This is a genomic window from Mangrovihabitans endophyticus, from assembly GCF_014646155.1.
GTDB classification, from domain to species: Bacteria; Actinomycetota; Actinomycetes; order Mycobacteriales; family Micromonosporaceae; genus Actinoplanes; species Actinoplanes endophyticus.
The window spans coordinates 290719-316538 of the sequence record NZ_BMMX01000001.1 but is presented as its reverse complement, the minus strand read 5'-3'; the positions used below and the strand labels follow the sequence as shown (position 1 = coordinate 316538).

General features: G+C 73.8%; 20 protein-coding genes. 10 read left to right on the top strand and 10 right to left on the bottom strand.

Annotated elements, in window-relative coordinates; all coding sequences use genetic code 11:
• The first annotated feature begins 8 nt into the window (after window positions 1-8).
• The 3 genes from IEY73_RS01345 to IEY73_RS01335 are packed head-to-tail and all read left to right on the top strand — an operon-like array spanning window position 9 to window position 4395.
• Complete coding sequence (locus tag IEY73_RS01345; RefSeq protein ID WP_189077156.1) at window positions 9-992, top strand: AAA family ATPase; 984 nt, start codon at window positions 9-11, stop codon at window positions 990-992.
• Entirely contained in the window at window positions 989-2119 is a 1131-nt protein-coding gene (locus tag IEY73_RS01340) for a DUF58 domain-containing protein (protein ID WP_189077155.1), read from the top strand. The genes IEY73_RS01345 and IEY73_RS01340 overlap by 4 nt, the downstream gene beginning before the upstream one ends.
• 32 nt (window positions 2120-2151) lie before the next feature.
• Complete coding sequence (locus IEY73_RS01335) at window positions 2152-4395, top strand: transglutaminase TgpA family protein (RefSeq protein WP_373292735.1); 2244 nt, start codon at window positions 2152-2154, stop codon at window positions 4393-4395.
• A gap of 16 nt (window positions 4396-4411) precedes the next feature.
• Here IEY73_RS01335 and IEY73_RS01330 read toward each other — a convergent pair whose 3' ends face one another.
• The 3 genes from IEY73_RS01330 to IEY73_RS01320 all read right to left on the bottom strand — a co-directional run bounded on the left by IEY73_RS01330 (window position 4412) and on the right by IEY73_RS01320 (window position 7827).
• Complete coding sequence (locus IEY73_RS01330) at window positions 4412-5380, bottom strand: PrsW family intramembrane metalloprotease (RefSeq protein WP_189077154.1); 969 nt, start codon at window positions 5378-5380, stop codon at window positions 4412-4414.
• A 133-nt stretch (window positions 5381-5513) separates the two neighbouring features.
• A complete protein-coding gene (locus tag IEY73_RS01325) occupies window positions 5514-6287 on the bottom strand; it encodes a DUF4232 domain-containing protein (protein ID WP_189077153.1) in 774 nt (257 codons plus the stop codon).
• A 115-nt stretch (window positions 6288-6402) separates the two neighbouring features.
• Window positions 6403-7827: a sensor histidine kinase gene (locus IEY73_RS01320; RefSeq protein WP_229715333.1), complete on the bottom strand. Its 1425-nt coding sequence runs from the start codon at window positions 7825-7827 to the stop codon at window positions 6403-6405.
• Window positions 7828-7896: 69 nt separating this feature from the next.
• Here IEY73_RS01320 and IEY73_RS01315 point away from each other — a divergent pair, with 69 nt between their 5' ends.
• Entirely contained in the window at window positions 7897-8541 is a 645-nt protein-coding gene (locus tag IEY73_RS01315) for a response regulator (protein ID WP_229715511.1), read from the top strand.
• 70 nt (window positions 8542-8611) lie between these two features.
• Here the strand turns inward: IEY73_RS01315 and IEY73_RS01310 are convergent, their stop codons facing one another.
• The 4 genes from IEY73_RS01310 to IEY73_RS01295 all read right to left on the bottom strand — a co-directional run bounded on the left by IEY73_RS01310 (window position 8612) and on the right by IEY73_RS01295 (window position 12691).
• A complete protein-coding gene (locus IEY73_RS01310) occupies window positions 8612-8977 on the bottom strand; it encodes a response regulator (RefSeq protein WP_189077150.1) in 366 nt (121 codons plus the stop codon).
• A 105-nt stretch (window positions 8978-9082) separates the two neighbouring features.
• The gene (locus tag IEY73_RS01305; RefSeq protein WP_189077149.1) at window positions 9083-10084 is read right to left on the bottom strand and encodes a zinc-binding alcohol dehydrogenase family protein; all 1002 of its coding nucleotides are present in this window, start codon (window positions 10082-10084) and stop codon (window positions 9083-9085) included.
• A gap of 64 nt (window positions 10085-10148) precedes the next feature.
• Entirely contained in the window at window positions 10149-11612 is a 1464-nt protein-coding gene (locus tag IEY73_RS01300) for a glycosyltransferase family 2 protein (protein WP_229715331.1), read from the bottom strand.
• On the bottom strand, window positions 11609-12691 hold the full coding sequence (locus IEY73_RS01295) for a HEAT repeat domain-containing protein (RefSeq protein ID WP_189077148.1): 1083 nt from the start codon (window positions 12689-12691) through the stop codon (window positions 11609-11611). Before IEY73_RS01295 ends, IEY73_RS01300 begins: the two co-directional genes overlap by 4 nt.
• Before the next feature lie 181 nt (window positions 12692-12872).
• Here IEY73_RS01295 and IEY73_RS01290 point away from each other — a divergent pair, with 181 nt between their 5' ends.
• Window positions 12873-14081 carry a pyridoxal phosphate-dependent aminotransferase gene (locus IEY73_RS01290; protein WP_189077147.1) on the top strand — a complete coding sequence of 403 codons (1209 nt, stop codon included), beginning with the start codon at window positions 12873-12875 and terminating at the stop codon, window positions 14079-14081.
• Between the two features lie 31 nt (window positions 14082-14112).
• On the opposite strand, the gene IEY73_RS01285 is transcribed toward IEY73_RS01290, so the two are convergent.
• A complete protein-coding gene (locus IEY73_RS01285) occupies window positions 14113-14487 on the bottom strand; it encodes a response regulator transcription factor (protein ID WP_189077146.1) in 375 nt (124 codons plus the stop codon).
• A 174-nt stretch (window positions 14488-14661) separates the two neighbouring features.
• On the opposite strand from IEY73_RS01285, the gene IEY73_RS01280 reads away from it, so the two are divergent.
• From IEY73_RS01280 to fxsT, 5 genes are all read left to right on the top strand, one after another.
• Window positions 14662-14901, top strand: coding sequence for a hypothetical protein (locus IEY73_RS01280; protein ID WP_189077145.1), 240 nt, complete (start codon window positions 14662-14664; stop codon window positions 14899-14901).
• A gap of 228 nt (window positions 14902-15129) precedes the next feature.
• Window positions 15130-16950, top strand: coding sequence for an anthranilate synthase family protein (locus tag IEY73_RS01275; protein ID WP_189077144.1), 1821 nt, complete (start codon window positions 15130-15132; stop codon window positions 16948-16950).
• Between the two features lie 477 nt (window positions 16951-17427).
• The gene (gene fsxC / locus IEY73_RS01270; protein ID WP_189077143.1) at window positions 17428-18573 is read left to right on the top strand and encodes an FxsC protein; all 1146 of its coding nucleotides are present in this window, start codon (window positions 17428-17430) and stop codon (window positions 18571-18573) included.
• A 71-nt stretch (window positions 18574-18644) separates the two neighbouring features.
• On the top strand, window positions 18645-19412 hold the full coding sequence (locus IEY73_RS01265) for a TIR-like protein FxsC (protein ID WP_189077142.1): 768 nt from the start codon (window positions 18645-18647) through the stop codon (window positions 19410-19412).
• Window positions 19409-23320, top strand: coding sequence for an FxSxx-COOH system tetratricopeptide repeat protein (fxsT, locus tag IEY73_RS01260; protein WP_189077141.1), 3912 nt, complete (start codon window positions 19409-19411; stop codon window positions 23318-23320). The genes IEY73_RS01265 and fxsT overlap by 4 nt, the downstream gene beginning before the upstream one ends.
• Here the strand turns inward: fxsT and IEY73_RS01255 are convergent.
• The gene (locus tag IEY73_RS01255; RefSeq protein ID WP_189077140.1) at window positions 23293-24687 is read right to left on the bottom strand and encodes an HEXXH motif domain-containing protein; all 1395 of its coding nucleotides are present in this window, start codon (window positions 24685-24687) and stop codon (window positions 23293-23295) included. The two genes, fxsT and IEY73_RS01255, sit on opposite strands and share 28 nt — an antisense overlap.
• Window positions 24680-25819 carry an FxsB family cyclophane-forming radical SAM/SPASM peptide maturase gene (locus IEY73_RS01250; protein WP_189077139.1) on the bottom strand — a complete coding sequence of 380 codons (1140 nt, stop codon included), beginning with the start codon at window positions 25817-25819 and terminating at the stop codon, window positions 24680-24682. Before IEY73_RS01250 ends, IEY73_RS01255 begins: the two co-directional genes overlap by 8 nt.
• Window position 25820: the final 1 nt, after the last annotated feature.

Sequence of the window (25820 nt, the reverse complement as noted above, 5' to 3'; positions counted from 1 at the left end):
AAGCGTGCGTGCACACCGAACCGCTGCCCCCGCAGCACATTCAGACGTTCGCGCAGATCGCCGCGCAACTGGCCGACCGCGTCGGCGCGGTGGTGCTGGGCAAGGCCGACGTGGTGCGCCTGGCGCTGACCGCGCTGTTCGCTCAGGGCCATGTGCTGCTGGAGGACGTGCCCGGGGTGGGCAAGACGACGCTGGCGCGGGCGATGGCGGCCTCCATCAGCGGCCAGTGGCGGCGCATCCAGTTCACTCCGGACCTGCTGCCCTCCGACGTGTCCGGGGTGACGATCTTCAACCAGGCGAGCCGGGGCTTCGAGTTCCACCCGGGCCCGGTGTTCGCCAACCTGGTGATCGCCGACGAGATCAACCGGGCGTCGCCGAAGACCCAGTCGGCGCTGCTGGAGGTGATGGAGGAACGGCGGGTCACGGTGGACGGCGTGGCGCATCCGGTGCCGCAGCCGTTCCTGGTGGTGGCCACGCAGAACCCGGTGGAGATGGACGGCACGTACCGGCTGCCGGAGGCGCAGTTGGACCGGTTCCTGGTGAAGCTGTCGGTGGGCTACCCCGACGAGGACGTCGAGATCGAGGTGCTGCGCGGGTCGGCGACCCGGTCGCCGGACGCGCTGGATCCGGTCACCGACACCGCGACGGTGGGCGAGATGGTGCGGCTGGCGCAGCGCGTGCACGTGGCCGATCCGCTGTACGCGTACGCGGTGCGGCTGGCCGCGGCCACCCGCAACCATCCGCAGGTGCGCGTCGGGGTCAGCCCCCGCGGGGTGATCGCGCTGGTCCGGGCGGCGTGCGCGTACGCGCTGATCAACGCCCGTGGCTACGTGCTGCCGGAGGACGTGAAACGGCTGTTGCATCCGGTGTTCGCGCACCGCGTCTTGCTGTCCCCGGACGCCCAGTTGCGCGGGGTGACCCCGGCGGAGGTGCTGGACGACGCCGTCCGGTCGGTGCCGGTGCCGTTGCCGGACCAGCAGACCACGGCATGACCGCGCGGGGCGCCGGCCTGCTCGCGGCGGCGGTGCTGCTGCTGGCGGCGGGCTTCGGCGGGGGCTATCCGGACCTGGCGCTGCTGGGCGCGGCGGCGGTCGCGGCGACCGCGGGCGCGGCGGGTTTCGCGCTGTGGCGGCCCCGGCTGGGTGTGCGGCGCCGGGCGGAGCCGGACCGGGTGGCCCGCGGCGATCCGGCCCGGATGACGCTGACGGTGGACAACACCAGCCGGCTGCGCGCGGCGAACCTGATCGCGGTGGACCGCTGCGGCCGCCGGGACGTGCCGGTGCCGCTGCTGCGTCTGCGGCCCGCGCATTCCACCACCGTGGACTATCCGGTGCCGACCGGGCGGCGCGGCGTGGTGCCGATCGGCCCGCTGCGGGTGACCCGCACCGACCCGCTGGGGCTGGTCAGCCTGTCCCGCCGGTACGGCGAACCGGCCCGGGTGTGGGTGCATCCACGCATCCACCTGCTGCGGGCGGTGCCCGCCGGGATGGCGCGCAGCCTGGACGGACGCATCGACAAGGTGCCGCACGGCACCATCACCTTCGACAGCCTGCGTGAGTACGTGGTGGGTGACGAGCTGCGCCGGGTGCATTGGCGCAGCAGCGCCAAGGTGGGCGAGCTGATGGTGCGCGAGCAACTGGACACCAGCGAGCCGACGATCGTGGTGGTGCTGGACGACCGCGCCCGGGCGCATCCGGAGGTGTCCGACGGCATCGCCGAATCGTTCGAGTCGGCGTGTGAGGCGGCCGCGTCGATCGTGACCGCGGCGGTCCGCGAGGATCTGCCGGTCAGCCTGCACCTGGTGACCGGCGACGCCACCGGCCCGTACCTGGACGTGCTGACCGAGGCGACGCTGGGCGAGGGCGATCTGACCGCGACGGTGCGCCGGCTGCGCCGCGGCCGGCTGGGTGACACGCTGGTGTTCCTCACCGGTCCGGGCGGGCGCACCGGGCTGGGTGAGGTGAGCGGGCTGCGCGGGCCGTACCCGGTGGTGCTGGCGGGCCTGTTCGGGGACGCGGACGCGGCACCGGTGTCCGCCGCGGGCGCCGGGCTGATCGTCATCGAGGCGCCGGACGGGCCGCAGTTCGCGGCGGCGTGGGACGAGGTCCGCGGGTGGTGAGGCGGCTGCTGGTGCCGGTGGCGCTGGCCGGGATGATCGCGTTGTCCGGGGTGGCCCTGGGTCGGATCTATGTGGACGCGCTGCTGCCGTTGCTGGTGGCGGGCGCGGCGGTGCTGTCGGTGGGTACCGGCGCCGCCGCCCGCCGGCTGCCGTCGTGGAGTGCCGCGCCGATCTCGGTGGTGCTGCTGGCCGGCTACGCGGTGGGGGCGATGGTGCTGGCCGCGGACCGGGCCGGGCTGACCGACCCGCTGCCGTCGATTCTGCGGGCGGCGCTGGCCAACGGGATCCCGCGGATGCTCACCGCGCTGATCCCGGTGGAGCCCGCGCCGGACACGGTGATCGTCCCGGTGGTGGCGGCCTGGCTGGCCGGTCTGGCGGGGGCCGAGATCGCGGTACGCGCGGGGCGGGTCCTGCTGGGTTGCGTGCCGGCGGTGGCGCTGTATGCGGGAGCCCTGTACGTGGTGGGCCCGAACGCGGCGGCCCAGGCGGGCACCTCGCTGGCGTTCGCCGGGCTGGCCGGGCTGGCGCTGGCGGTGGCGGCGCCGCGCGATCCGGCCCCCACCGGCGATCCGGGCCCCACCGGCGGTCCGGTGGGGGCGCGCGGGGCGGGGGCGGCCGCTCTGGCGGTGCGGGCCCGCGCGCTGGCGGGTTCGGCGGCGGCGCTGGCGGCGATCGCTGCCGTGGTGGCGCTGGTGGCGCCGTGGCTGGGCGGGCAGGTGAGCGCGTCCCCGGCGGACCCGCGCCGGTACGTCGAACCGCCGCAAGTGGACAGCCTGGACGAAAGCCCGCTGAACCGGATCTCCGGCTGGGCGCTGACGCCGCGGCAGCCGCTGCTGCAGGTGTCGCCGCTGGCCCCGGACGCCGGCCAGCGGGTGCGGCTGCGGCTGGCGGTGCTGCCCGACTACGACGGCGTCACCTGGCGGGTGGGTGCGACGTACCGCAACGCGGGCCGGGTGCTGCCCCGGCCGCCGCAGCCCTCCGGGGTGCGGGTGCGCGCCGCGACGCAGACGATCACCGTGGACGGCTTGACCGGCCGGCTGCTGCCCGCGGCGGCGACCCCGGTGGAGGTGTCCGGCGCCCGGATCGCCTACGACGCGGCGACCGGCACCCTGATGCGCCCGGAAAGCCTGCGCGCCGGGCTGCGCTACCGGGTCACCTCGCAGCGCCCGGCACCGGACCTGAACCTGCTGCCCACCGCCGACGCACCGGCCGGGGCGGCGGTCGCCCGATACCTGGCGGTCGGGGCGCAGCCGCCACCACGGATGCGGCGGCTGGCCGCGCAACTGGCCGACGGCAACGCGGGCGCGTACGACCGGGCGGCGGCGATCGAGCAGTTCCTGGCCGAGCACTACCGTGCCGTGCCGGACGCGCCCAGCGGTCACGCGTACCCGAACCTGGAGTATTTCCTGTTCGGGCCCCGCGATCAGGGTGGCCAGCGCGGCACGTCGGAACAGTTCGCCGCCTCGTTCGCGGTGCTGGCGCGGCTCACCGGGCTGCCCAGCCGGGTGGTGGTCGGCTTCGACGCGCCGGCCGGCGGGGGCACGGTGACCGGCGGCGACGCGATCGCCTGGCCGGAGGTGCTGTTCGACGACCTGGGCTGGATCGCGTTCGACCCGATGCCCACCAGCGATGATCCACGCCCGGTGGAGGAGGATTTCCGGCCGCAGCCCAGCACCCCGCCGCCGAGCAGTTCGCCGCCCCCGCCGCCGAGCCGCAGCGCCAGCGTGCCGGCGACGCCGACGGCGGCGTCCGGTGGCCCCGGGCCGGGCCCGTCCACGGCGGTGGTGGCCACCGGCGCCTCCGGCACGGTCGTGGCGATGTTGGGCGCCGCGGCCGCGGCGGTGGTCCTGGCGCGGCGCGCCCAGCGCCGCCGGCGTCTCTTCGAGGGCAGCCCGGACGAGCGGATCGCGGGAGCGTGGCACGAATTCACCGATGCGATGCGCCTGGCGGGCCGTCCGGTGCCGGCGCATCTGGCGGCGACGGAGGCGGCGGGATTCGCCCGGTTGCGCGCCGCGGCCCCGGCCGCGGCGGACGTCCCGCAGCGGGAGGGGCCGCAGCCGGAGGGGCCGCCGCTGGACGGTCTGGTGGCCGGGGTGAACGCGACGGCGTTCGCGCCGGGCGCGGCGGACCCGGCCGCGGCGGACCGGGCCGGGGCGCAGGCGGTGGCGTTCGCGGACTCGTTGCGGGCACGGCGTTCCTGGTGGCGGCGGGCGTGGTGGAGTGTGCACCCGGGCCCGCTGCGCTGGCACCGGCGGCGAACCCGGACCCGGTCGTGAACACCACCGGCCGGGCTCACCCGATCGGATGCCCCGCAAACGCCCGGACCGCGTACCGCTCCTGGTGCCGGGCGCGCACCACGAACCCGGCCACGATCGCCAGGCTCACCAGGGCGTCGACCACCGGCAGCGCCAACCCCAGCATCGCGTCCAAGTGCACCTGGGCCGACGTCGCATAGGCGCCCAGCCCGTTGCGGATGGCGTACCACTGCTGCGCCGAGCCGGTCAGGTACAGGGTGAGCCAGGCGGCGGCCAGGTGCGCCGCGTCCCACAGCGCGTGCAGCACGGCCACCAGCACGTACGCGCCGGCAACCGGCCACGCCCGCAGGGTGACCCGGCCGCGGCGGCTGGCCACGCCGAACAACGCGGCACCGGCGATCGCCGTCCACAGCCCGTGCCCGAACGGGGTCAGCACGCTGCGCAGCAGTTCGGTCTGCACCACGCCCATCAGCGACAGGCCGCCCTGCTGGGTGAACAACGCCTGGAACGCGTAACCGGCGCTCTCGAACGCGGCGAACCCGAGACCCACCGTGGCGCCCAGCACCAGCCCGTCGCGCATGGAGTACCGGCCGAGTCTGCGGGCCATCAGCCACAGCACGACGAGTTTGACGCCCTCCTCGATCAGGCCGACGCCGAGGAAACCCGCCGCGGAGGCGTTGTGCACGAACGCGGCTTCCAGCACCGACGCGCCGAGCACGCCGGTGACACCGCCGTACAGGAAGGCGGTGAAGATCTTCGAGGGGGTGAGCACCGGGTCGGCGTGCCCGAACGCCCACACCACGAAGGTCACCGGCACCAGGAACGCGCCCACCAGGATGATGGTCGGTACGAGGTTGACGTTGCCGGTGACGAAGGTGACCACGACGGCGGCGATCCACAGGGCGCCGCCGCCGAGGAATATCCGCGCCCAGGGCGGCAGATGCCGGCGCCGGCGCTCAGCGGCGGTAGGGGTGGTGACCGGGTGTCCCGGCAGGGTGCTCACCATGACGTGCTCCCAGACTGTGCGTGCCGATGTCCTGCACTCCAGTCTTGCGCTGTCGCGGCGCCGCGACAGCGATGCCAGCGGCCCCTGGTGGTTACCGGCTAGCCGGTAACCACCAGGGGCCGCCCCGGCCCGATCACCAGGCGACGACGCCCTGGGTGCTGGGCTGCAGCGTGCCGACGAGCAGCTCGGCCATGGTGATGTCGCTGCGCTCCGGCGCCGGGAAGCCGATCAGTTTCGCGTACCGGCCGTCGGCCGTGCCCTCCAGGCTGAACTGCAGGCTGTTGCCGGCGCCGCAGGTCTCGTCGCCCTTGTCGCAGACGGTCCACTTGATGCCTTCGAAGGCGGTGGTGCCCGGCTGCAGGGTGATCTCGGACGCCGCTCCGGGCTGGGCGACGTTGCTGGTGGGCACGTCGACCACTTCCGCTGCGGCGTTGGTCAGGAAGATCGACGCACGGCCGTCGACGGTGCACGGCTGGTCGGAGTCGTTGGTCACGGCGACCAGCCCCATGCGGGTGTCGCCGTCGACACGCTGCGGCTGGAAGGTGACGTCGACCGTCACGTCCTGCGAGCGGCAGGCGGCCACGTCGTCGCCGGTCTGGCCGGAGCCCTTGTGCTGGCTCGCGCCCCCGTTGTCGTCCGTCCGGCCGGCGTCGCCCCGGCTTTCCGCGTCACTGCGGCTCGCGCCGCCGGCCGCCTGGCCTCCGTTGTCGTCCTGCTTCGCGTCGGCGTCCCGGCCCGCGGCGTCCCCCGCGGCCGTCACGGCGGCGTCCCCGATTCCGGCCGCGTGGCCGGCGGCGCCGGAGGTGGGGGCGGCCGGATCGCCGCTGCTGCCGCAGGCCTGCTGGGTGAGTCCCAGGACACCGGCCAGGGCGGCGAGGGTGAGGACACGCGCGGTGCGGTGATACATCGCTTTTGTTCCCTTCAGACACTGTTTCATCCTTTTCGGGATTCATCATCGGCGATGAAGGGGGCGACCGGCGCGGCCCGAGATGACCCTGGCACGAACCCGGGAGCACCCTCGGTCACGGGTACCGGGGCGTGGACTCCTCGTCCAGCGGGACCGTCGCGGTCAGTGTGGTGCCCGTGCCCGGCACGCTGTCCACCAGCATCCGGCCGCCGGTCGCCTCGATCCGGTCGCGCAGGCCGACCAGCCCCGATCCGCGCTCGTCCGCACCGCCCACACCGTCGTCGCCAACCTCCAGGCGTGCAGCCCCGTCCCGCACGCGCACGTCGACCCGGACGTAGCCGGCGCGCGCGTGCTTGACCGCGTTGGTGACGGCCTCGGAGGCGATGTAGTACAGCGCCGACTCCACATCCGGCGGCAGCCGACCGGGCAGGTCCGCCGCCACCTCCACGGGCAGCGGCGACCGCCGGGCCATCGCGCGCAGCGCGGCCGGCAGACCACTGCTGGTGAGCACCGCGGGCTGGATGCCGTGCACCACTTCGCGCAACTCCGCCGTGGCCGCGGTGAGCGCATCGCCGATCTCGGCGACCTGATCGCGCAGCCCGTCCGGCTCGCCGGCCAGATCGGCCTGCAGCGCCCGCACATCCAGGCCCAGCGCCACCAGCCGCTGCTGCAGCCCGTCGTGCAGGTTGCGCTCCAGCTCACGGCGATCCTGCCAGCCGGCCGACATGATCCGGGCCCGGGACGCGGCAAGCTGTTCGCGGGCGGTGGCCAGCGCCGCGGCCATCGTGTTCAGCGCCTGGTGCAGGTCGCGGATCTCCCGGGCGCCGCCCACCGGCAGCCGCGTGGTGAGCTCGCCCCCGGTGAACTCGCGAGCGGCCTCCGCGGCCCGGCGCACCGGCAGGGTGACCGCGCCCGTCAGGTAAATCCCCAGGCCGACCACCGCAACGAGGGAGGCGATCAGGCCGACCACCGCGGCGGCCACCGCCCGCTGGGTGGCCGCGTCCGCGTCGGACTCCAGCGCCGTGACGGTCTCCCGCTCGCCGCCCAGGAACGTCTCCAGACGGCTGGTGAAGACCGCCAGCAGGTCCGTCTCGCGCGGTGCGATGCCCGCGCCCGCGGCCGGGGCGGGCATGTCCAGGTACGCCCGGGCGGCGGCCACCACCTGCCCGGCCCGCGCACCGGTGCCGGGCTCGTCACCGGCCAGCGCGACGAGGTTCTGCGCCTGGCGCCGGGCGCGCTGCGCCGCCTGACGCCGCGCCTCGGACGCCGCCGGGTCGGCCAGCAACGCGCCCCGGTCGGCGAGCTCCACCTGGCCGACCGCGCGGGACAGGCCCTCGGCCGCGATGACCAGCGCCTGTGAGGTGGCGGCCCGCGACTGCGTGTCCCGCAGATGCCCGACCGACACCATCATCGCGACGAAGGCCGCGACCGCCAGCAGCGTCGGCACGCCGGCGCTGAGCAGCACCCGGCCGACCAGCCCGACACGCACCGCCGCATCCTCCTCCACGGCGCGCTCCGCGCCGTACGGCAGGCCGGGCACCGGGTCACGCCGCTACGATTATGGCTCCGATCGGCCGCCGACACGCGAGGAGCAGCCGTGACCGACGGCATCACAGCGGTGCTGGCCGACGACGACGTGCTGCTGCGTGAGGGACTCGCCGGGCTGCTCACCCGCGCCGGGATCACCGTCGTGGGGCAGGCCGGCGACGCCGCCGCCGCGCTCGCGCTGACCGAGCGGCACACCCCCGACGTGGTGGTGCTGGACGTGCGCATGCCGCCCGAACACCGCACCGAGGGCCTGGACGCCGCCGCTGTCATCCGCCGGCGGCACCCGTCCACCGGGGTGCTGGTGCTCTCCGCGTACGTGGATGTGGACCACGCCGTGCACCTGCTCACCGCCGACGGTGGCGTGGGCTACCTGCTCAAGGACCGGGTCACCGACGTGGACAGCTTCGTGGAGGCGGTCCAGCGGGTGGCTGCCGGCGGGTCGGTGGTGGACCCCTACCTGGTCCGGGAACTGGTCGACGCCCGCCGCCGCCACGACCCCCTGGCGCCGTTGAGCGATCGCGAGCGCGAGGTGCTCGCCCTGATGGCCGAGGGCCGGTCCAACGCCGGGATCGCCCGGCGGCTGTGGCTGGCCGAGGGCACCGTGGAGAAGCACGTGCGCAGCATCCTGGCCAAGCTGGAGCTGCCGGAGACCGGCGACGACCACCGCCGCGTGCTGGCCGTGGTCACCTACCTGAGCTCGCGCTGACACCGGGCGGCCCAGTTCCGGGCGGCCCAGTTCCGGCCGGCTCAGTCCGGGCGGCCCAGTTCCGGTCGGCTCAGTCCGGGCGCCCGGCCAGCACCCGCTCGATCGCCGCCCGTGACAGGTGCGCCTTGGCGACGAACCCCACCGCGGCGCTGCCCGCCACCAGCTCGGCGACGTCCTCCGCGTCCAGCGCGGAGACCAGCACGATCCGCCCGCCCACGCCCCGCCGGGCCAGCGCGTCGGCCACCGCCGCGCCGTTGTCGCCCGCGAGCTGCACGTCGATCAGGGAGAAGTCCACCGCGGCGGCACCGGCGGCGGTGATCGCCTCGGCGCGGGTGGCCGCCACGGCCACCACGTCGACCCCCTCACGGCCCAGCAGGCGCCGCGCCGAGCGCACGAAGCGGGCGCTGTCGTCGACCAGCAGACACCGGTACCTCATGCGGCCCACCCTGCCGCGACGCGACCGCCACCGGCATCCCTGCCAGCCGTCAAATCCCGCCCCCGGGCGATCCCCGCCCCGGCCGGCGTCCGGGCCGATAGGCGGTCAGCCGGGGGTGAGCACCGCCGCGCCGCGGACCCGGCCCGCGGCGAGGTCGGTCAACGCCCGGTCCGCCTCCGCCATCGGGTACGGCGTGGTGGTCACCCGCAGCCGATGCGCGGCGGCGAACTCCAACAGCGCCCGGCCGTCCTCGCGGGTGTTGGAGGTGACGCTGCGCAGGTCCCGCTCCTGGAACAACTCCCGCTGGTAGTTCAGCGACGGGACGTCGCTCAGGTGGATGCCCGCCACGGCCAGCGTCCCGCCCCGGTCCAGCGCGCGCAACGCCACCGGCACCAGCTCGCCGGCCGGGGCGAACAGGATCGCCCCGTCCAGCGGCTCGGGCGGCGCGGCGTCCGCGGCGCCCGCCGAGGCGGCACCCAGCTCCACCGCCAGCTCGCGGGCGCCCGCGCCGCGGGTGAGCACGTGCACCGTGGCGCCCTGGGCGATCGCCACCTGCGCGGTGAGGTGCGCGGACGCGCCGAAGCCGTAGATGCCCAGCCGGCCGCCGGGGGGCAACGCGGCCCGCCGCAACGCCCGGAAGCCGATGATCCCGGCACACAGCAGCGGCGCCAGCTCCGCGTCGGCATAGCCGTCCGGCAGCGCGTACGCGAAATCCTCCGGAACGCAGGTCAGGTCCGCGTACCCGCCGTCGGCATCCCATCCGGTGTACCGGGACGCGGGACACAGGTTCTCCCGTCCGGAGCGGCAGTACCGGCAGGTGCCGTCGGTGTGCCGCAGCCAGGCCACGCCGACGCGGTCACCGACCGCGTGCCGGGTCGTGCCCTCCCCCAGCGCCACCACATGGCCGACGACCTCGTGCCCGGGCACCACCGGCGACCGGTGCGCCGGCAGGTCACCCTGCGCGACGTGCAGGTCGGTGCGGCACACCCCGCACGCGTCGACGGCCACCAGCAGCTCGCCCGGCGCCGGCCGCGGATCGGGGATCTCGGCGCGGCGCAGGGCCTGCGCCACGTCCGGTTGCGGCCGGTGCACCTGCCATGCGCGCATGTCCCACCTCCTGGTCCGCGGCCCCGGTCGCGGCCGGCGCCGGGTGACGCCCGCCGGTGTGCGGTCATCGCCGGCCGGCGCGGGCCGGTTTTGGCGCGTCGGCCGGTGGCTCGCCGAATCCCTGCCTCTTCATCGTGCCCCAGATCGCCGTCGTGCCCCACCACGCCGCCAGGGCGCCGCTCACCTGCCAGACCGTCAGGATCTGCCGGTAGCCGACGTTCTCCAGCAGCGCCGCGGACACGCCGCGGACCAGGTCACCCCACCGCGGATAGCGGTGGAACGACATCTCCTCGATGAACAGCGCGGCCAGGCTGACCAGCAGCCCGTACCCGTACGCGACAAGGGCGAACCGCCACGCGAAGGCGACGTCCACCGCGTCCAGCCACAGCCCGAGCGGCAACAGCACCAGCGCGGACAACTCGACGAACGGCGCGGCCAGCTCGAACAGCACGTAGTAGGGCAGCGCCAGCACGCCGATCCGGCCGTACCGGGGATTGCCGATCATCCCCCGGTGCTTGCTCAGGATCTCCGCGATGCCGCGGTGCCACCGCCGCCGCTGCCGGCCCAACGCCCGCAGGCTCGCCGGGGCCTCGCTCCAGCTCACCGGCTCGGCGACGAACACCACCCGGTAATCCTCGCCGCGGGCGCGCAGATGCCGGTGCAGACGCACGACCAGTTCGGCGTCCTCGCCGATGGTGTCCGGGTCCATGCCGCCGACGGCCACCACCAGGTCCCGGCGGAAGATCCCGAACGCGCCGGAGATGACCACCAGGCCGCCCAGGCGCGACCAGCCGGTGCGGCCCATCAGGAAGGCCCGCAGGTACTCCACCACCTGCACCCGCAGCAGCCACCGGCGGGGCATCGCGACCTCGACCACGCGCCCGCCCACGACCGTGCACCCGTTGGCGATGCGCACCACCCCGCCCACCGCGGCCACCCGCAGCGGGTCGTCGCCGAACGGTTTGGCCACCGCCAGCAACGCGTCCGGGTCGAGCACCGAGTCGGCGTCGACCATGCACACCAGCGGGTGCCGGGCCAGGTTGATGCCCATGTTCAGGGCGTCCGACTTGCCGCCGTTGGTCTTGCGCACCACGGTGAGCGTCTGCGGGTTGTCCCGGGACACGTGCACGGACAGCACCCGCGAGCGGCACGGCACCTCGGCCGGTATCACCCGCGGCACCTCCACCAGGTCGAACTCCTCGCGCAGCCGGTCGAACGTGTCGTCGCACGAGCCGTCGTCGACCACCACGATCTCGTACCGCGGGTAGCGCAGCGAGGTGAGCGCCTGCACCGCGGCCACGATGCCCGGCCCCTCGTTGTACGCCGGGACGATCAGCGACACCGCAAGCGTGAGCGGGCTGCGGAACATGTCGTCCGTACCGGCGAACGGGCTGCGCCGCAGATGCTTGACGAACTCGACCCCGGCCAGCGCGATCAGCACCAGGTATCCGCTGTTCAAGGCGACGAAATAGCACAGGATCGCCCAGTCGGCCGCGCGCAGCACCTCGCGCAGCAGGTCGACGCTCACCGGCGGGCCGCAGTGGTGGCGATCTCGGCCAGGGCGAGCGCCTCACGGGCGTGCATCGCCGCGGTCGAACCGGTGGCGTGCGCGTCCGCGGGCTCCTCCCGGGCGGCCCGCAGCGCCCGCTGCCCAGCCGGGCCCAGCCGCCGCAGCGCATGCGCCGCCTCGTGAGCCACCCGGTACTGCGCGTCGCCCAGCATCACCGCCAGCGCGGGGACCGCCGCGCCGGCACCCACCTCGCCCAGCGCGCGGGCGGCGGACGCGCGCAGCGCCACCGGTTCGGCGGCGTCCGTGGCGCGGACCAGCGGGTCCACCGCCGCCGGGGTACCGAGCCGGCCGAGGCTGGCCGCCGCGGTCACCCGCACCTCCGGCACCGGGTCGTCGCGCAGCACCCGCGCCACGCGGTGCGCGCTGCCCGCGGCCCCGAGCAGGCCGAGCGCGTCCAGGCAGACCGCGCGCACCCGGGCCGCCGGATGGTCGAGCGCGGCGGACAGCGTGATCTCGGCCTCCGGGCCCAGTTGCGCCAGCGCGTGGGTGGCCAGCAGGGACGGCAGCCCGTCGGCGTGGTCCAGCGCGGCGATCAGCCGCCACGCCGCGGTCGGCTCGCCGATGCGGCCCAGGGCGCGTACGGCCACGATGCGTACCTCCCGGTGCCGGTCGGTGAGCAGCCCGCAGAGATCCGGCACGGCCGCGTGGTGTTCCAGGTCGCCGAGGATCTGCGCGGCGCGGGCCCGCCGCACCCGGCCGCGCGCATGCAGGGCGGCCATCGCCCGCGCCGCCGCGCCGCGGCGCACGAACACCGCGGCCAGCGCCCGGTGCGCGTCCCCACGCAGCTTGCCGAGCAGGCCCAGCGCGCCCGGCTCGGCGGCACGCCATGCGGGTTCGGCGATCGCGACCAACGCGTCGGCGCCTTGCGCCTCATGGTCGGCGGCGAAGGCGAGCAGGTGACGCCGGGGCCTGGCGGCCAGCTCGGCCTGCCGCCGCCGCCGCGCCTGCCGCCACAGCCGGGCGCCCACGATGCCCGCGCCGGTGGTCGCGACCACCGCGGCGAGAACCAGCACCACGGCGGTGAACGCACCCGCCATCAGCGATCCGCCCGCGTCGCGGCTCCGGCGCGGCGACGTGGGCCGTGCGACCTGGCCGGCATCGTTTCCCCCGCTCCGATGACGTCACCGGCCAATATATCCGTTATGCACGTTCGGTGGGTCCGGGGTCGCCGATGATCGACGGCCCGGCGGGCGGTAGCGCGGCACTACGCTGGCAGCCATGGTGATGCAGGCGAGCAGGCTCAAGAACGTGCGGTACGACATACGCGGACCGGTGCTGCGCCGGGCGCAGGAGCTGGAAGCGGCCGGTCACCGGATCCTCAAGCTGAACCTGGGCAATCCCGAGCCGTGGGGGCTGAACGCGCCGGAGCCGATGATGGCCGACGTGGTGCACAACCTGGCCCGTGCCCAGGGATACAGCGACGCCCGCGGCATCTACTCGGCCCGCGTCGCCGTCGCGCAGTACTACCAGACGCTCGGCGTGCCGGACGTCCAACCGGACGACGTCTTCCTCGGCAACGGCGTGTCCGAACTGATCGTGATGTCGTTGCAGGCCCTGCTCAACACCGGTGACGAGGTGCTGGTGCCGAGCCCGGACTACCCGCTGTGGACCGGTGCGGTGACGCTGTGCGGCGGGCGGGCGGTGCACTACCGCTGCGACGAGTCGCAGGACTGGGAACCGGACCTGGACCACATTGCCGCCTCGATCACCCCGAACACCCGCGCCATCGTCGTCATCAACCCCAACAACCCGACCGGCGCGGTGTACTCACGCCAGACCCTGCTCGGGCTGCTCGACCTGGCGCGGCGGCACGACCTGCTGGTGCTGGCCGACGAGATCTACGACAAGATCCTCTACGACGGCGCGGTGCACGAGTGCGCCGCAGCGCTGGCGCCGGACCTGCTGGTGCTCACCATGAGCGGGCTGTCCAAGACCTACCGAGCGGCCGGGTTCCGGTCCGGGTGGATGGCGATCAGCGGACCCAAGCCGGCCGCCGAGGAGTATCTGGAGGGCCTGCAGTTGCTGGCCAACATGCGGCTGTGCCCGAACGTGCCGGCCCAGCACGCGGTGCAGACCGCGCTCGGCGGATATCAGAGCATCCAGGAGCTGATCCGGCCCGGCGGCCGGCTGCTGGAGCAGCGCGACCACGCGTGGCGCAAACTCACCGCGATCCCCGGCGTGGACTGTTGGAAGCCGCGCGGGGCGCTGTACCTGTTCGCCCGCCTGGACCCGGCGGTGCACAAGATCCACGACGATCAGCGGATGATCATCGACCTGCTGGAGCAGCAGCTCATGTTGCTGTCCCACGGCTCCGGCTTCAACCTGCCCACCACCGACCACCTACGGATGGTGTTCCTGGCCCCGGTCGACGTGCTGGACGACGCCACCGACCGGCTGGCCAGGTTCCTGTCCACGTACTCCCAGTGACCCGCGGCACTCCCCATGCCCCGCCCCCGGCTCAGGTGCGGGCGCGGCTCAGCAGGGCCTGGATGCGGGAGGTCAGCTCCCGTGGGCTGAACGGCTTGGTCACGTAGTCGTCGGCACCGGCGCCGAAACCGCCCTCCACGTCCTGCTCCTGCACCCGGGCGGTGAGCATGACCACGAGCATGTCCGCGGTCTCCGGATCGGCACGCAGCATGCGGCACACGTCGATGCCGGACAGGCCGGGCATGGAGAGGTCCAGCACCGCCAGCCGGGGACGGTGCTCCCGGGCCTGCGCCAGGGCCGCCTGCCCGTCCTCGACCGCGATCACCTCGAAGCCGTTCTGCTCCAGCTTGAACGAGACCAGTTCACGGATGTCCGCGTCGTCGTCCGCGACCAGCACCGTCGTCACGGTTCCCCCTCAACTCACCCTGAAAGCACCATAACGCCTCTATCACCCGTACGCCCTCGGTCCGGCAAAGGCCGCGCGGCAACCCGACGGCAACCGTGCTGCAGCACCGCCGCATCCGGGTTCCGGTCTGCTGGGAGGCACCACCGCGCTGACCGGGACGGGCAGGAGGATTCGATGGGATCACGCGACCGAGAGGACGTCCGCGCCGAAGCGTTGTTCGTCTCCCCCCTGCAGAGCTCCCAACGACCGAGCACCGAATCCATCCGGGCCGCGGTGCAGGCGAGCGTGGACCGGCTGGGCGCCACCGGCTGCGCCGCCCTGGTCGCCCAGGAGTTCGGCGAGCACCCGGACTGCGCCCTGGGACGCATGCGCTGGGCGCGGCACGCGGTGCAGGAGGCCTACCGGGCGGCATGAGCGCCGCCGCGGCGACCAGCCGGCGATCCACGCAAGCTGGCGCCGTTGCCGCAACCCGTCATATGATCCGCCCATGCGTACGCGTCCCGGCCTGTGGTGGCCCGCCGATCCGGCGGCCACACCCACCCGCGCGTAACGCTTCATCCACCACCGCGGCCGCCTCGATCGAGGCGGCCGTCGACGTGTGGCCTCCCCGGTCGGCACGGCCCCACCCGGACCGAGGAGCCCATGCCACCGTTCGCCCTGCTGCACCGCGCCGGCGCCGACCACGTCGACGTCCTCACCGGTGACGTCGTCACCGTCAGCGCCCTGGCCGACATCCCCCTGCACCCCGGCCGGCAGACGCTGGCCGTCGTCCCGTACCGGCAGATCACCGAGCGCGGTTTCGCCTGCGTCGACGACCACGCGCCGCTGGAATGTCTGGTGGTCACCCAGCGCCGGGCCGCGGACCCGGCGGAATTCCCGGCCGCGCCGGTACGCCTCACCGGCGGAGCCTTCGACGTCTCCGATCGCGAATACGCGGAAACCGTGGAAACCGTGCTGCGCGAGGAGATCGGTCGCGGCGAGGGGGCCAACTTCGTCATCCACCGGGTGTTCACCGCCGCCGTGGACGGCGACCCGCTGGCCGCCGCGCGCGCCGCCTTCGGCGCCCTGCTCGCCGCCGAACAGGGCGCGTACTGGACGTTCCTGGTGCACACCGGCACCCGTACGCTGGTCGGCGCCAGCCCGGAACGGCACGTCAGCGTGGACGACGGGCTCACCATGATGAACCCGATCAGCGGCACCCTCCGGCACGGCGCGGACGATCCCCGCGCGGCGCTGCTCTCCTTCCTGCGCGACGAGAAGGAGATCGAGGAGCTCTACATGGTCCTCGACGAGGAGCTCAAGATGATGGCCGCGGTCGCCGAGCACGGCGGCCAGGTGATCGGCCCGTTCCTCAAGCGGATGTCCCACCTGACCCACACCGAATACCTGCTCGCCGGGCGCGGCGATCAGGACGTGCGGGACGTGCTGCGCGAGACGATGTTCGCCCCCACGGTGACCGGCAGCCCGATCGAGAACGCCTGCCGGGTGATCGCCCGGCACGAGCATCGCGGGCGGGGCTACTACGCCGGGGTGCTCGCCCTGCTCGGCCACGACGAGCGCGGACGGCAGACCCTGGACGCGCCGATCCTGATCCGCACCGCGGAGATCTCCCCGGACGGGACCCTGCGGGTGCCGGTGGGCGCGACCCTGGTCCGGCACTCCACCGCCGCCGGCGAGGTGGCCGAGACGCACACCAAGGCCGCGGGCGTGCTCTCCGCCCTGGGCGCCGTGCGGGCCACCCCGCGTCCGGCCGCGCCGCTGGTCGAGGACGAGCAGGTGCGCGCCGCACTGGCCGCCCGCAACGACGAGCTGTCCCGGTTCTGGCTGGACCAGCGCACTCCCGGCGCCCTGGAAGTCGCGGCCCTGTCCGGGCGCAGCGCGGTGATCGTGGACGCCGAGGACACGTTCACGGCCATGCTCGCCCACCAGTTGCGGGCCCTCGGACTGGCGGTCACCGTGGTGCCCTGGCACACCCCCGGCCCGCTGACCGCCGACCTGGTCGTGGCCGGGCCGGGACCCGGTGACCCGTCCTCGCGCACCGACCCGAAGATGGCCTTCCTGCGCGGCCTGGTCGGCGGGCTGCTCGGCGCCGGCAAGCCGCTGTTCGCGGTCTGCCTGGGCCACCAGATCCTGGCCGCCGAACTGGGCCTGTCCCTGCGCCGCCGCGACGCCCCCTACCAGGGGCTGGCCCGCGACATCGATCTGTTCGGCACGCCGCGCCGCGTCGGCTTCTACTCCAGTTTCACCGCGCACGCCCCGGCGGACCGGCTGGCCTGCGCGTACGGGCTGCTCGACGTGGCCCGCGACCCGGCCGACGGCGCCGTGCACGCCATCCGCGGCGCGCGCTTCGCGGGCGTGCAGTTCCACGCCGAATCGGTGCTCAGTCGCGACGGCGTGACAGTCCTCGGTGATCTCCTCCCACCGCTGCTGACCGACGTGGTTAGCCGCTCGCACACCGGGTAGCGAAGAGGAGGCCGGCGGTTCCAGCGGACCGAGAGCCTCCGCTGGGGCCGCCGGCCCGCATCCCACCTGCGCATGACTTTCCGCTGCGCCGTCCCGGCCGCCGAACGGCGTGGATCATCACCGCACCTCGCGCTGACCAGTCGGCATTGGTCCACATAAGATCAATGCCGAAAAGATCCAGAGATAAATGTCCATTCCTCGAATGCCGCTGGCTTGCCCGGACCCACTAGGCTGAACCAACCCGTGACTCCACGTTGATCATTCGGGTTCTGTCCTCGGCAGACTGCCACCACGGCAGGCTTCTCGCCCGGCAGAGCGCGTCGCCCGCGGCGGTCAGCGACACGACGACCGGTGAGAGAGGGGCTCCATGACAGCATCGAGGGTCATCGTCCCCTTTGCACAGCACCCCTATGCCGCGTGCCACGTTGTCGCTAGACTACCCCTGTCCTGGCGCCGCCACGAGTCAAGGGGATCGCTGTGCCGAATTTCTTTCTGAGTTCGGCGGCCGGCGACGATGATCCCTACGTGCGGCAGCTCTTCGAGGATCTTCGCCGCCGCGTCGCGTCGCACAGCACGGATCAACGCGCCACACTGTCCTACCTCAGCGTCACCGATCCCCGGGCCGCCGCCCCGCCGGCCGACGCCCTGCTGCGCCTCGCGTCGTGCGACGTGTTCGTCGCGCTCGTCTCGCCGCGTTACCTGCGCAACGCCTCCTGCGGACGGCAATGGCAGATCTTCGCCGACCGGCTGACCCCCGGCGCGGACCCGGCCCCGATGATCCCGGTGGCGTGGGCCGGCGACGCCGAGACGCCCGCCGGGATCGGCACGCCGATGACCCCCACCGACGACGGCTCCCGCGGCCTGCGTCAGTTGATCCGGCTCCGCAGCCTCCGGCAGGACTACGAGACGTTCGCCGAAGCACTGGCCCGGCGCATCGTCTCCGTGGGCGCGTCCGATCCGGCGCCCTCCGCCGACCCGGTGGCCGACTTCGCCGCCGTGCCGAACGCCTTCACGCCGCCCGCGGCCGACCCCCGCGTGCATGTCGTGGTCGCTGCGGCCTCGCGCGCCGAGATGGACCGGATCCGCGAGGATCTCGACTATTACGGCGACGACGGGCGAGACTGGGCACCCTACCGCCCCGATCCGCGCGAACCCCTCGCCGACCGGGCCCGCCTGATCGCCGCGGACCGCGCCCTGCACGCCGAGGTGTCCACTCTGGACGGCATGGCCGACCGCATCGAACGGGCGCGGGCCGATCATGAGATCGTGGTCATCCTCTGCGACTGGTGGCTGACCCAGCTCGACGACTACCGGACCATGCTCGCCGACATCGACCGGCGCGGGCTGGGCGACGCCGCCATGCTGGTGCCCGCCAGCAGCGACGACGCGGAGACCATGGACAACCTGCCCCGGCTGCGCTTCGGGTTCCGGCGCACGTTCCGGCGCAGCAGCGGGCAATCGCACTCGCTGATGCGCACCGAGATCGGCGACACGGACGCCTTCGACGCCGACCTCGCGGGCGTCCTGGAGGAGGCCCGCAACCGGCTGTTCCGCGCCGAGACGACCGGCACCCGGGACAACGGGGTGACCGTCGCCAAGCGCCCGATCCTGCGTGGGCCCTGATGACGATGGCACCGATCACATACACTCTCAGTGATCGATTCCTCACGGCAACCAGCCACGGGAGATCGCACGTGACCCCGCGCCCATCGGACAACAGTCCGCTCTTTTTCATCAGCTACGCCCACGATGGATCCGCCGACGACGAGCACGTCGCGACGTTCTTCCACGATCTGCATCACGATGTGCTGATGTTCGCCGGCCGCCGACGCGATCAGGTCGCCGGCTTCTGCGACGTGGTGCTGAACCTGGGTGAGCGCTGGTCCACCGAGCTGATCGACAACCTCAGCCGGGCGCAGGTGTTCATCCCACTACTCAGTCCGCCCCTGTTCAACAGCGAAGCCTGCGGCAAGGAATGGGCCGTGTTCGCCGCGCGACTGCAGGCCAGCGGTCGCGCACGCACGCGGGAATCGTCGATCATCCCGCTGCTGTGGGTGGACACCCGGATCCCGCCCGTCGCCGAGCCGTTCCAATACCGCGAAGCGGCGTTCGGGCCGACCTACGAGCATGTCAAGCTGCGCGCGCTGATCCGCGACGGCCGGCACCACGACGACTACCTGGAGTTCGTGGAGAAACTCGCCCGCCGCATCGTCGTCCTCAGCGAGGGCCTGCCGGTCGCCGAGGCCCTCGACCGCCCCGGCTTCCATGAGGTCCGGTCGGCCTTCGACGACGCCCCGCAGAACTGGCGGCCGGCCACCGGCCGCCACGGCACAGCCGCCCGCAACGACCAGGCCGGCCCGCCATGGCCGGCCGCGCGCCGCACCACACCGCGGCCACGCAGCCAGCGTCGGCCCATCCTGAACACCAACCTGCCCCCCGAACTGCCCGAGGATCTCCGATGAGCGCCACCGCCGAGGCCGGCCGGGCCGGCCGCATCGTCACCTTCTACAGCTACAAGGGCGGCACCGGGCGCACCATGGCGCTGGCCAATGTGGCCTGGCTGCTGGCCACCAACGGCTTCAAGGTGCTCACCATCGACTGGGATCTGGAGTCGCCCGGCCTGCACCGCTACTTCCACCCCTTCCTCAAGGACAAGGAACTGCGGCACTCCGAGGGCCTGCTCGACCTCATCCGCTCGTGGACCGACGCGAGCCTGCGCGCCACGGGTGGGCGGCCGGAACCGCCGGCACCCCGCATCCAGGAGTTCGCCGCCTCACTGGACTGGAACTTCCCGCGCGGCGGGCTGATCGACTTCGTGCCCGCCGGCCGCCAGGACCTCGGATACACCGAGGCGGTGAGCACCTTCGACTGGGACTCGTTCTGGCATCAGCGGCACGGCAACCGGCTGCTCGACGCGCTGCGCGAGGACATGATCCGCAACTACGACGTCGTGCTCATCGACAGCCGGACCGGCACCAGCGACACCGGCGGGATCTGCACCGTGCAGCTACCGGACAGCGTGGTCAACTGCTTCACCCTGAACACGCAGAGCATCGAGGGCGCCGTCGCGGTCACCCGGTCGATTCTCGAACAGGCCCCGGAGATCCAGGTCTACCCGGTGCCCACCCGGATCGAGCACGGCGAGATGGGCAAGCTGGAGCGCGGGCGCAACCACTCCCGGCGGGGCTTCGAGCCGTACCTGACGTTCCTCGGCGACCAGAGCGCGGACGCGTACTGGAACAGCGTCGAGGTGCCCTACATCCCCTATTACGCGTACGAAGAGGTGCTCGCGGTCTTCGGCGACGTCCCGCAGCAGAAGGGTCCGCTGCTGGACCCGTACGTGCGGCTGGCCGGCCTGCTCGCCGGGCGGGACTGCCCGGCCGCGGTCATCGGCGAGGCCGACCGCGCCCGGGTGCTGAACGCCTACGAGCAGACCGGCGCGCAGGACATGCGCCGGATCGTGGTGGCCTACGCGCCGCTGGACCGGATCTGGGCGGAATGGCTGCGCGACCGGCTCAGCGCCGCCGGGCATCGGGTGTCCATGCACAGCATCCGGGACTCGGTGCCCGAGCTGGACACCCTGGACAACCTGGTGATCGTCTACTCCCGTGACCTGGTCGGCCGCGAGGGCGGCCGGCGGCTGCTGCGCCAGGCCAGCAACCTCATCGCAGGCGGCGCCCGGGACTTCGCCACGCTGCTACGGGTGGACGCGACCCCGCTGGAGCACCGCTTCCCGCCACGGGTCCTGGTGGACGTGATGGGGCCGGGCGAAGAACGCGTCCTGGAGATGGTGGCCGCCGCGCTTGCCCTGGACACCGCGCCACTGCCGGGCACCGCCCCGACGGTCCGCTACCCGGCCGAACTGCCGCCGCACTTCCACGTCAGCCTCACCCGCAACCCGCGCTTCGCCGGGCGCGGCGGGGTCATCGAGGACATCCGCAACCGGCTGATCACCAACGAGCCGCACGGCGGGCGGCTGGCCCTGACCGGCCTGCCCGGGGTCGGCAAGACCCAGGCCGCCCTGGAGTACGTCTACCGGTTCGCGGCCAGCTACGACGGCGTGTGGTGGATCTCCGCCGCCGAGCAGTCCCGCGCCCGGGTGGCGCTGGCGAACATCGCGCCCTCGCTGGGCCTGCCGGAGACCGGCGTAGAGCAGCAGTTGGCCGCGGTCCTCGCCGCGTTCCGGATGGCCTCCCCCGTGCGCCGCTGGCTGGTGGTGCTGGACAACGTGGAGTCGCCGGCCGACATGGCCGGGCTGCTGCCGACCGGACCTGGGCACCTCATCGTGACCTCCCGCGACCCGCAGTGGGCCAACACCCTGGAAGCGGTCGACGTCGACGTGTTCCTGCGCCGGGAAAGCGTCGAGTTGCTCACCCGCCGGGTGGCAAACGTCGAGGTCGCCGACGCGGACCGGCTCGCCGCCCGCCTCGGCGACCTGCCGCTCGCCCTGGAACAGGCCAGCGGCCTGCTGGCGACCACCGCGATGACCGTGCCGGACTACCTCGACCTGCTGGACCGCAGCACGCCAGCCGCCATCGGCGAGATCGCCCAGGCGAGCTCCGAGGAGTCGGTCGCCTCCACCGTCGGCGTGGCCTACCAGCGGCTGCGCACGGCCAACCCGGCGGCGGCCCGGCTCATCGAACTTCTCGCATTCATGGCCCCGGAGGTCATCCCCTACCGGATGATCAGCAACAGGCAGCTCACGGCGCTGCTGGCGCCGATCGACGCCACCATGCACGACGCGTCCCGGCACGCGACCCTGATCCAGGACATCGGCCGCCTGGGCCTGGCGCGCGTGGACGCCGGCACGGCGGGTGGCCCGGAGAGCGGCCGCGCCCCGGGCAGGCGGGGCATCGTGGTGCACCGCCTCACCCAGGATACGATTCAGTCGTACTTGTCGGACAGTGACCGTTTTGACCGAAGTCAGGAGACCAGAAGCGTGCTGGCAGAGGCCGAGCGGGGCGACCCGAACGACCGGAACAACTGGGCGACCTACGAGGCCCTGCGCCCCCACCTCGAACCGACCGGGACGCTGATCTCGGACCGGCCGGAGTCCCGGCAACTGGCCCTGGACATGGTCCGCTACCTGTGGAACCGCGGCGAGTACACGGTCTGCCGGGAGGTGGCCGAGGCGGCGCTGGGCAAGTGGATCCCGGAGTCCGGCCCGGATGACGTGGCCGTGCTGCGGATGCGCCGCCGGCTCGCCCTCGCGCTGCGCGACCTGGGCCTGGAGGACCAGGCGTACGCGATGAACGAGGACAGCCTGGAGCGGCTGCGCCGCACCCTCGGCGACCAGGACCCGTACACCCTGCTCACCGCGTCCAGCTTCGGCGCCGACCTGCGCGCGCGAGGCGAATACGAGAAGGCCGCCGCGCTGGACGAGCAGACCGTCAAGGGCTTCCGCGCGGCCCTGGGCGACGACCAGCAGGACACCTTGAACGCGGTCAACAACCTCGCGGTGTCGCTGCGATTCGTCGGCGATTTCCAACGCGCCGCCGACCTGGACCGCGACACCATGCAGCGCCGGCGCGAGCTGCATGGCTCAGAGCACGAATACACGCTCGTCTCCGTGGAGGTGCTCGGCGTAGACCTCATCGAGCTGGGCGAACTCCGCAGAGCACGCAACCTGCTCGAAGAGGGCTACGAGGCGTTCCTGCGGGTCTACGGTGCGGAGCGCTATCGCACCATCCGGTTGGCGAACACGTACAGCGTGGCCCTGCGCCGCCTCGGCGAGCTCGACACGGCGGCCCGGATCATCGACCAGACCACCCGCACCGCCGAGAAGATCTTCGGCCGCCGGCACCGCTTGACGCTGAACTGCCGGCTGGAGCAGGCCGACGTGCGCTGCGCCGAGGGCCGGATCAAGGAGGCCCACGCGGCCGGCGAGGAGGTCTACGCGGACCTGCGGGAGCTGCGCGGCGAACACCACCCGGAAACCATCGCCGCCGGCAACGACCTGGCCATCTTCCGCCGCGTCGACGGCGACCTGGAGCGGGCGCTGGACCTGGCGGAGCTCACCTTCGAACGGCTGGAAGGCCAGTTCCGCCACGGCCACCCGTACACCCTGGCCGGGATGATCACGCTGGCCAACGCGCGGTACGCCAGCGGGCTGCTGCACCTGGCCGCGGACACCGACGCGGGTGTGCTGCAGCGGCTGCGCAAGACCTTCCGCGACGACCACCCGACCGTGCTCGCCGCCATGGTGAACTGGGCGATCAGCCACCGCGAAAGCGACCCGGAGGACGCCGCCGAGACCCGCGGGAACGCGCTGGAGATGCTCGCCACCGGCCTCGGCCCGCACCACCCGAGCACCGCGGCGGCCCGGGACTGGCAGCGCATCGATCAGGACGTGGCGCCCTTCGCCGTCTGACGCCCGGCAGCGCGGGTCCCGCCCGAGCCGTCGGCCGGGCCGGCTCCGGCCGGGCCCGCCGTCGGCGCCTCGGCGGCAGGGGGCGGTCGATGCGTCCGCCGCCACGCTGCCTCGTCGGCCGCAGCCTGCCGCCGGGCGTCGTCGGCGGCGGGTGAGTCCGCGCCCCACGCCTCGACGGTGGCCGCCAGCTCGCCGAAGAACCGCGCGCCCAGGCCGGTCAGCTCCCCGGAGCCGCGCAGCTCCGCCAGCGCGCCGCGGACGTGCTCGCTCAGCAGCGCGTACCGGGACTCGGCGTGCCGCCGCGCGTCGCCGGTCAGGTCCCGGCGGTGCACCCGCCAGAAGCCGGCCACCCCGGCGAATGCGTACACCCCCTGCATCACCGCGGCGGCCGGGCGGGGGTCGGGGCGCCACGGCGCGTGGAACCGCGCCGGCCCGTCGTCTGCGCAGAGGTCCACCAGGTCCAGCAGCGCGTTCAGCTTCTCGTGCTGGAATTCGTGCACGAGCAGCTCGGCCAGCAGCACCGGATCGTCGGTCGGGGACATGCCGACGGCGCCGAAGCAGCCCCGCACCGACGCGCTGACCTGGGTGCCGTCCGTCGGCGCGCGCAGCGGGACGATCGCGCGCAGGCCGCCCCGCATCGCTCGCGCGTGCGCCGGCTGCTCGGTGCGCAGCAGCCGCCACGCTGCGGCGACCGTCCGTTCGAAGGCGTGCATGCCGACGGGTTCCAGCGGGGCGAGGGCGGGCGCGGAGAACCGGTCCCGCAGCGGGTCGGCGTCGATGACGGCCAGGCACAGGCCGGGCAGGTCGACGCGCGGTTCCGGCCGCCAGCCCGGCGCGGAGCCACGGGCGGGGGTGGCCGGCGCGCCGGCACCCGGCACGCCGACCCGCACGGCGCCGACCCGCACCGTCGCGCCGCCGTCGAAGCGCAGCGGCACCCGGCCCGGCCCGACGCCGACGGCGACGCCCAGGCCGGGTAACACCAGGTCCGGCGTCGCGGTGGGCACGTCCAGGCGGAACGGCACCCGCGCGGCGACGGCGGCGGACGCGGCGAGCGCCCCGAGGCGGCCGGCCGCGACGTCCCGCCCGGCCTCGTCCGCCGCCGAGGCCAGCCCGGCGAACCATGCCCCGAGAAACGGGTATCGCAGCAGCTCACGCCCGGCGGCCGGGGCTGTGCGGTCGATGCGGGCGATCAATGCCAGGGCCTCGCCGAGCTCCGGCGGCATGCGGCGGGCCTGCTCGGCGGCGGCGACCAGCAACAGGCGACGGCGGGAGAGCTGCGCGTCAACAAGCAGGTCGACGGCTTCCGCCGATCCGCCGCCGGTGGCCAGCCCGCGCAGCAGGCCGCCGGTCAGCACGTACTCACGCATGGGCGTGCACCCGGGCGGCGACCTCGGCGTCCAGCCGGCTCGCGATGTGCCGGATCAGGCGCTCGAGGTCCCGGCAGTACACCGACCGGTGCCGGAACCCTCCGTCAGGGCCGTAGCGATGCGAGTACTGTCCCCCGCCGCATACCGCGACGATCGGGCAGCCACGGCATGCCGTCGCCAGCGATTCCCGGGTGCGCCGCAGGGCGCACGCCAGCGGGTGTCCAGCGGCCTCGTCGAGCGAGTGACCATGCACCGAGAGACCCAGGGCGCCGAGGCCGGGGGCCGTCGTCTTCAGCGCGTCGGTGGCTTCCAGGCTGCCGTCGGTCTCGATGGTGACCGCGTGCGCGGCATCGAACCCGACGGCCTCCGTCTCGCTGTGCCCGCCCAGCAGCAACGCGATGATCGACTCGAAGAGCCGGATGCCGGTCGCCCGGCGCGGAGCGCCGAACCAGCGGTCGAACACCGCGACCAGCCAGTCGGCGTACGGTGTGGCGTCCGAGTCCCCGTGCCCCGCCGGCGGGTGCACCCAGTTGGCCAGCGGCAGCAGCAGGTCGATCTGCGGCGGGCCGAGGGCGAGCAGGTCCGCATAGACCTCGCCCGGGTCGTTGTCCAGATCGATCGTGCACAGCAGGCCGGTCCACACGCTGGCCTCGCGCAGCAGGTCGAGGCCGCGCGCCATGCGGTCGAAGCTCGGCCGTCCGTCCGCGTAGCGGCGGTGCCGGTCGTGCACCGCGCGGCCGCCGTCGACGCTCACCCCGACGCCCACCTGGTGCCGGCGGAACACCGCGAGGAATCGGTCGTCGACGAGCGTCCCGTTGGTCTGCAGGGTCACCTCGACCGTCGTCGCGGACGGGACGCGGGAGCGGACCGCCGTCACCACGTCCTCGATCACCGCCGGGCCGGCCAGCAGCGGCTCGCCGCCGTGCAGGACCAGGTCGACGTTGCGCAGTTCATGCCGGTGGGCGTGTTCGCCGATCCGCCGGGCCAGCGCGGCGATCGTCTCCGGGCTCATCACCGTCGGCCGGCCACGCCAGCTCTGATCCACGTGGTGGTAGACGTAACAGTAGTCGCACGACAGGTTGCAGCGACTGTGCAGCTTGACGATGAACTGCCGGAACGGGACGGTCTCCATG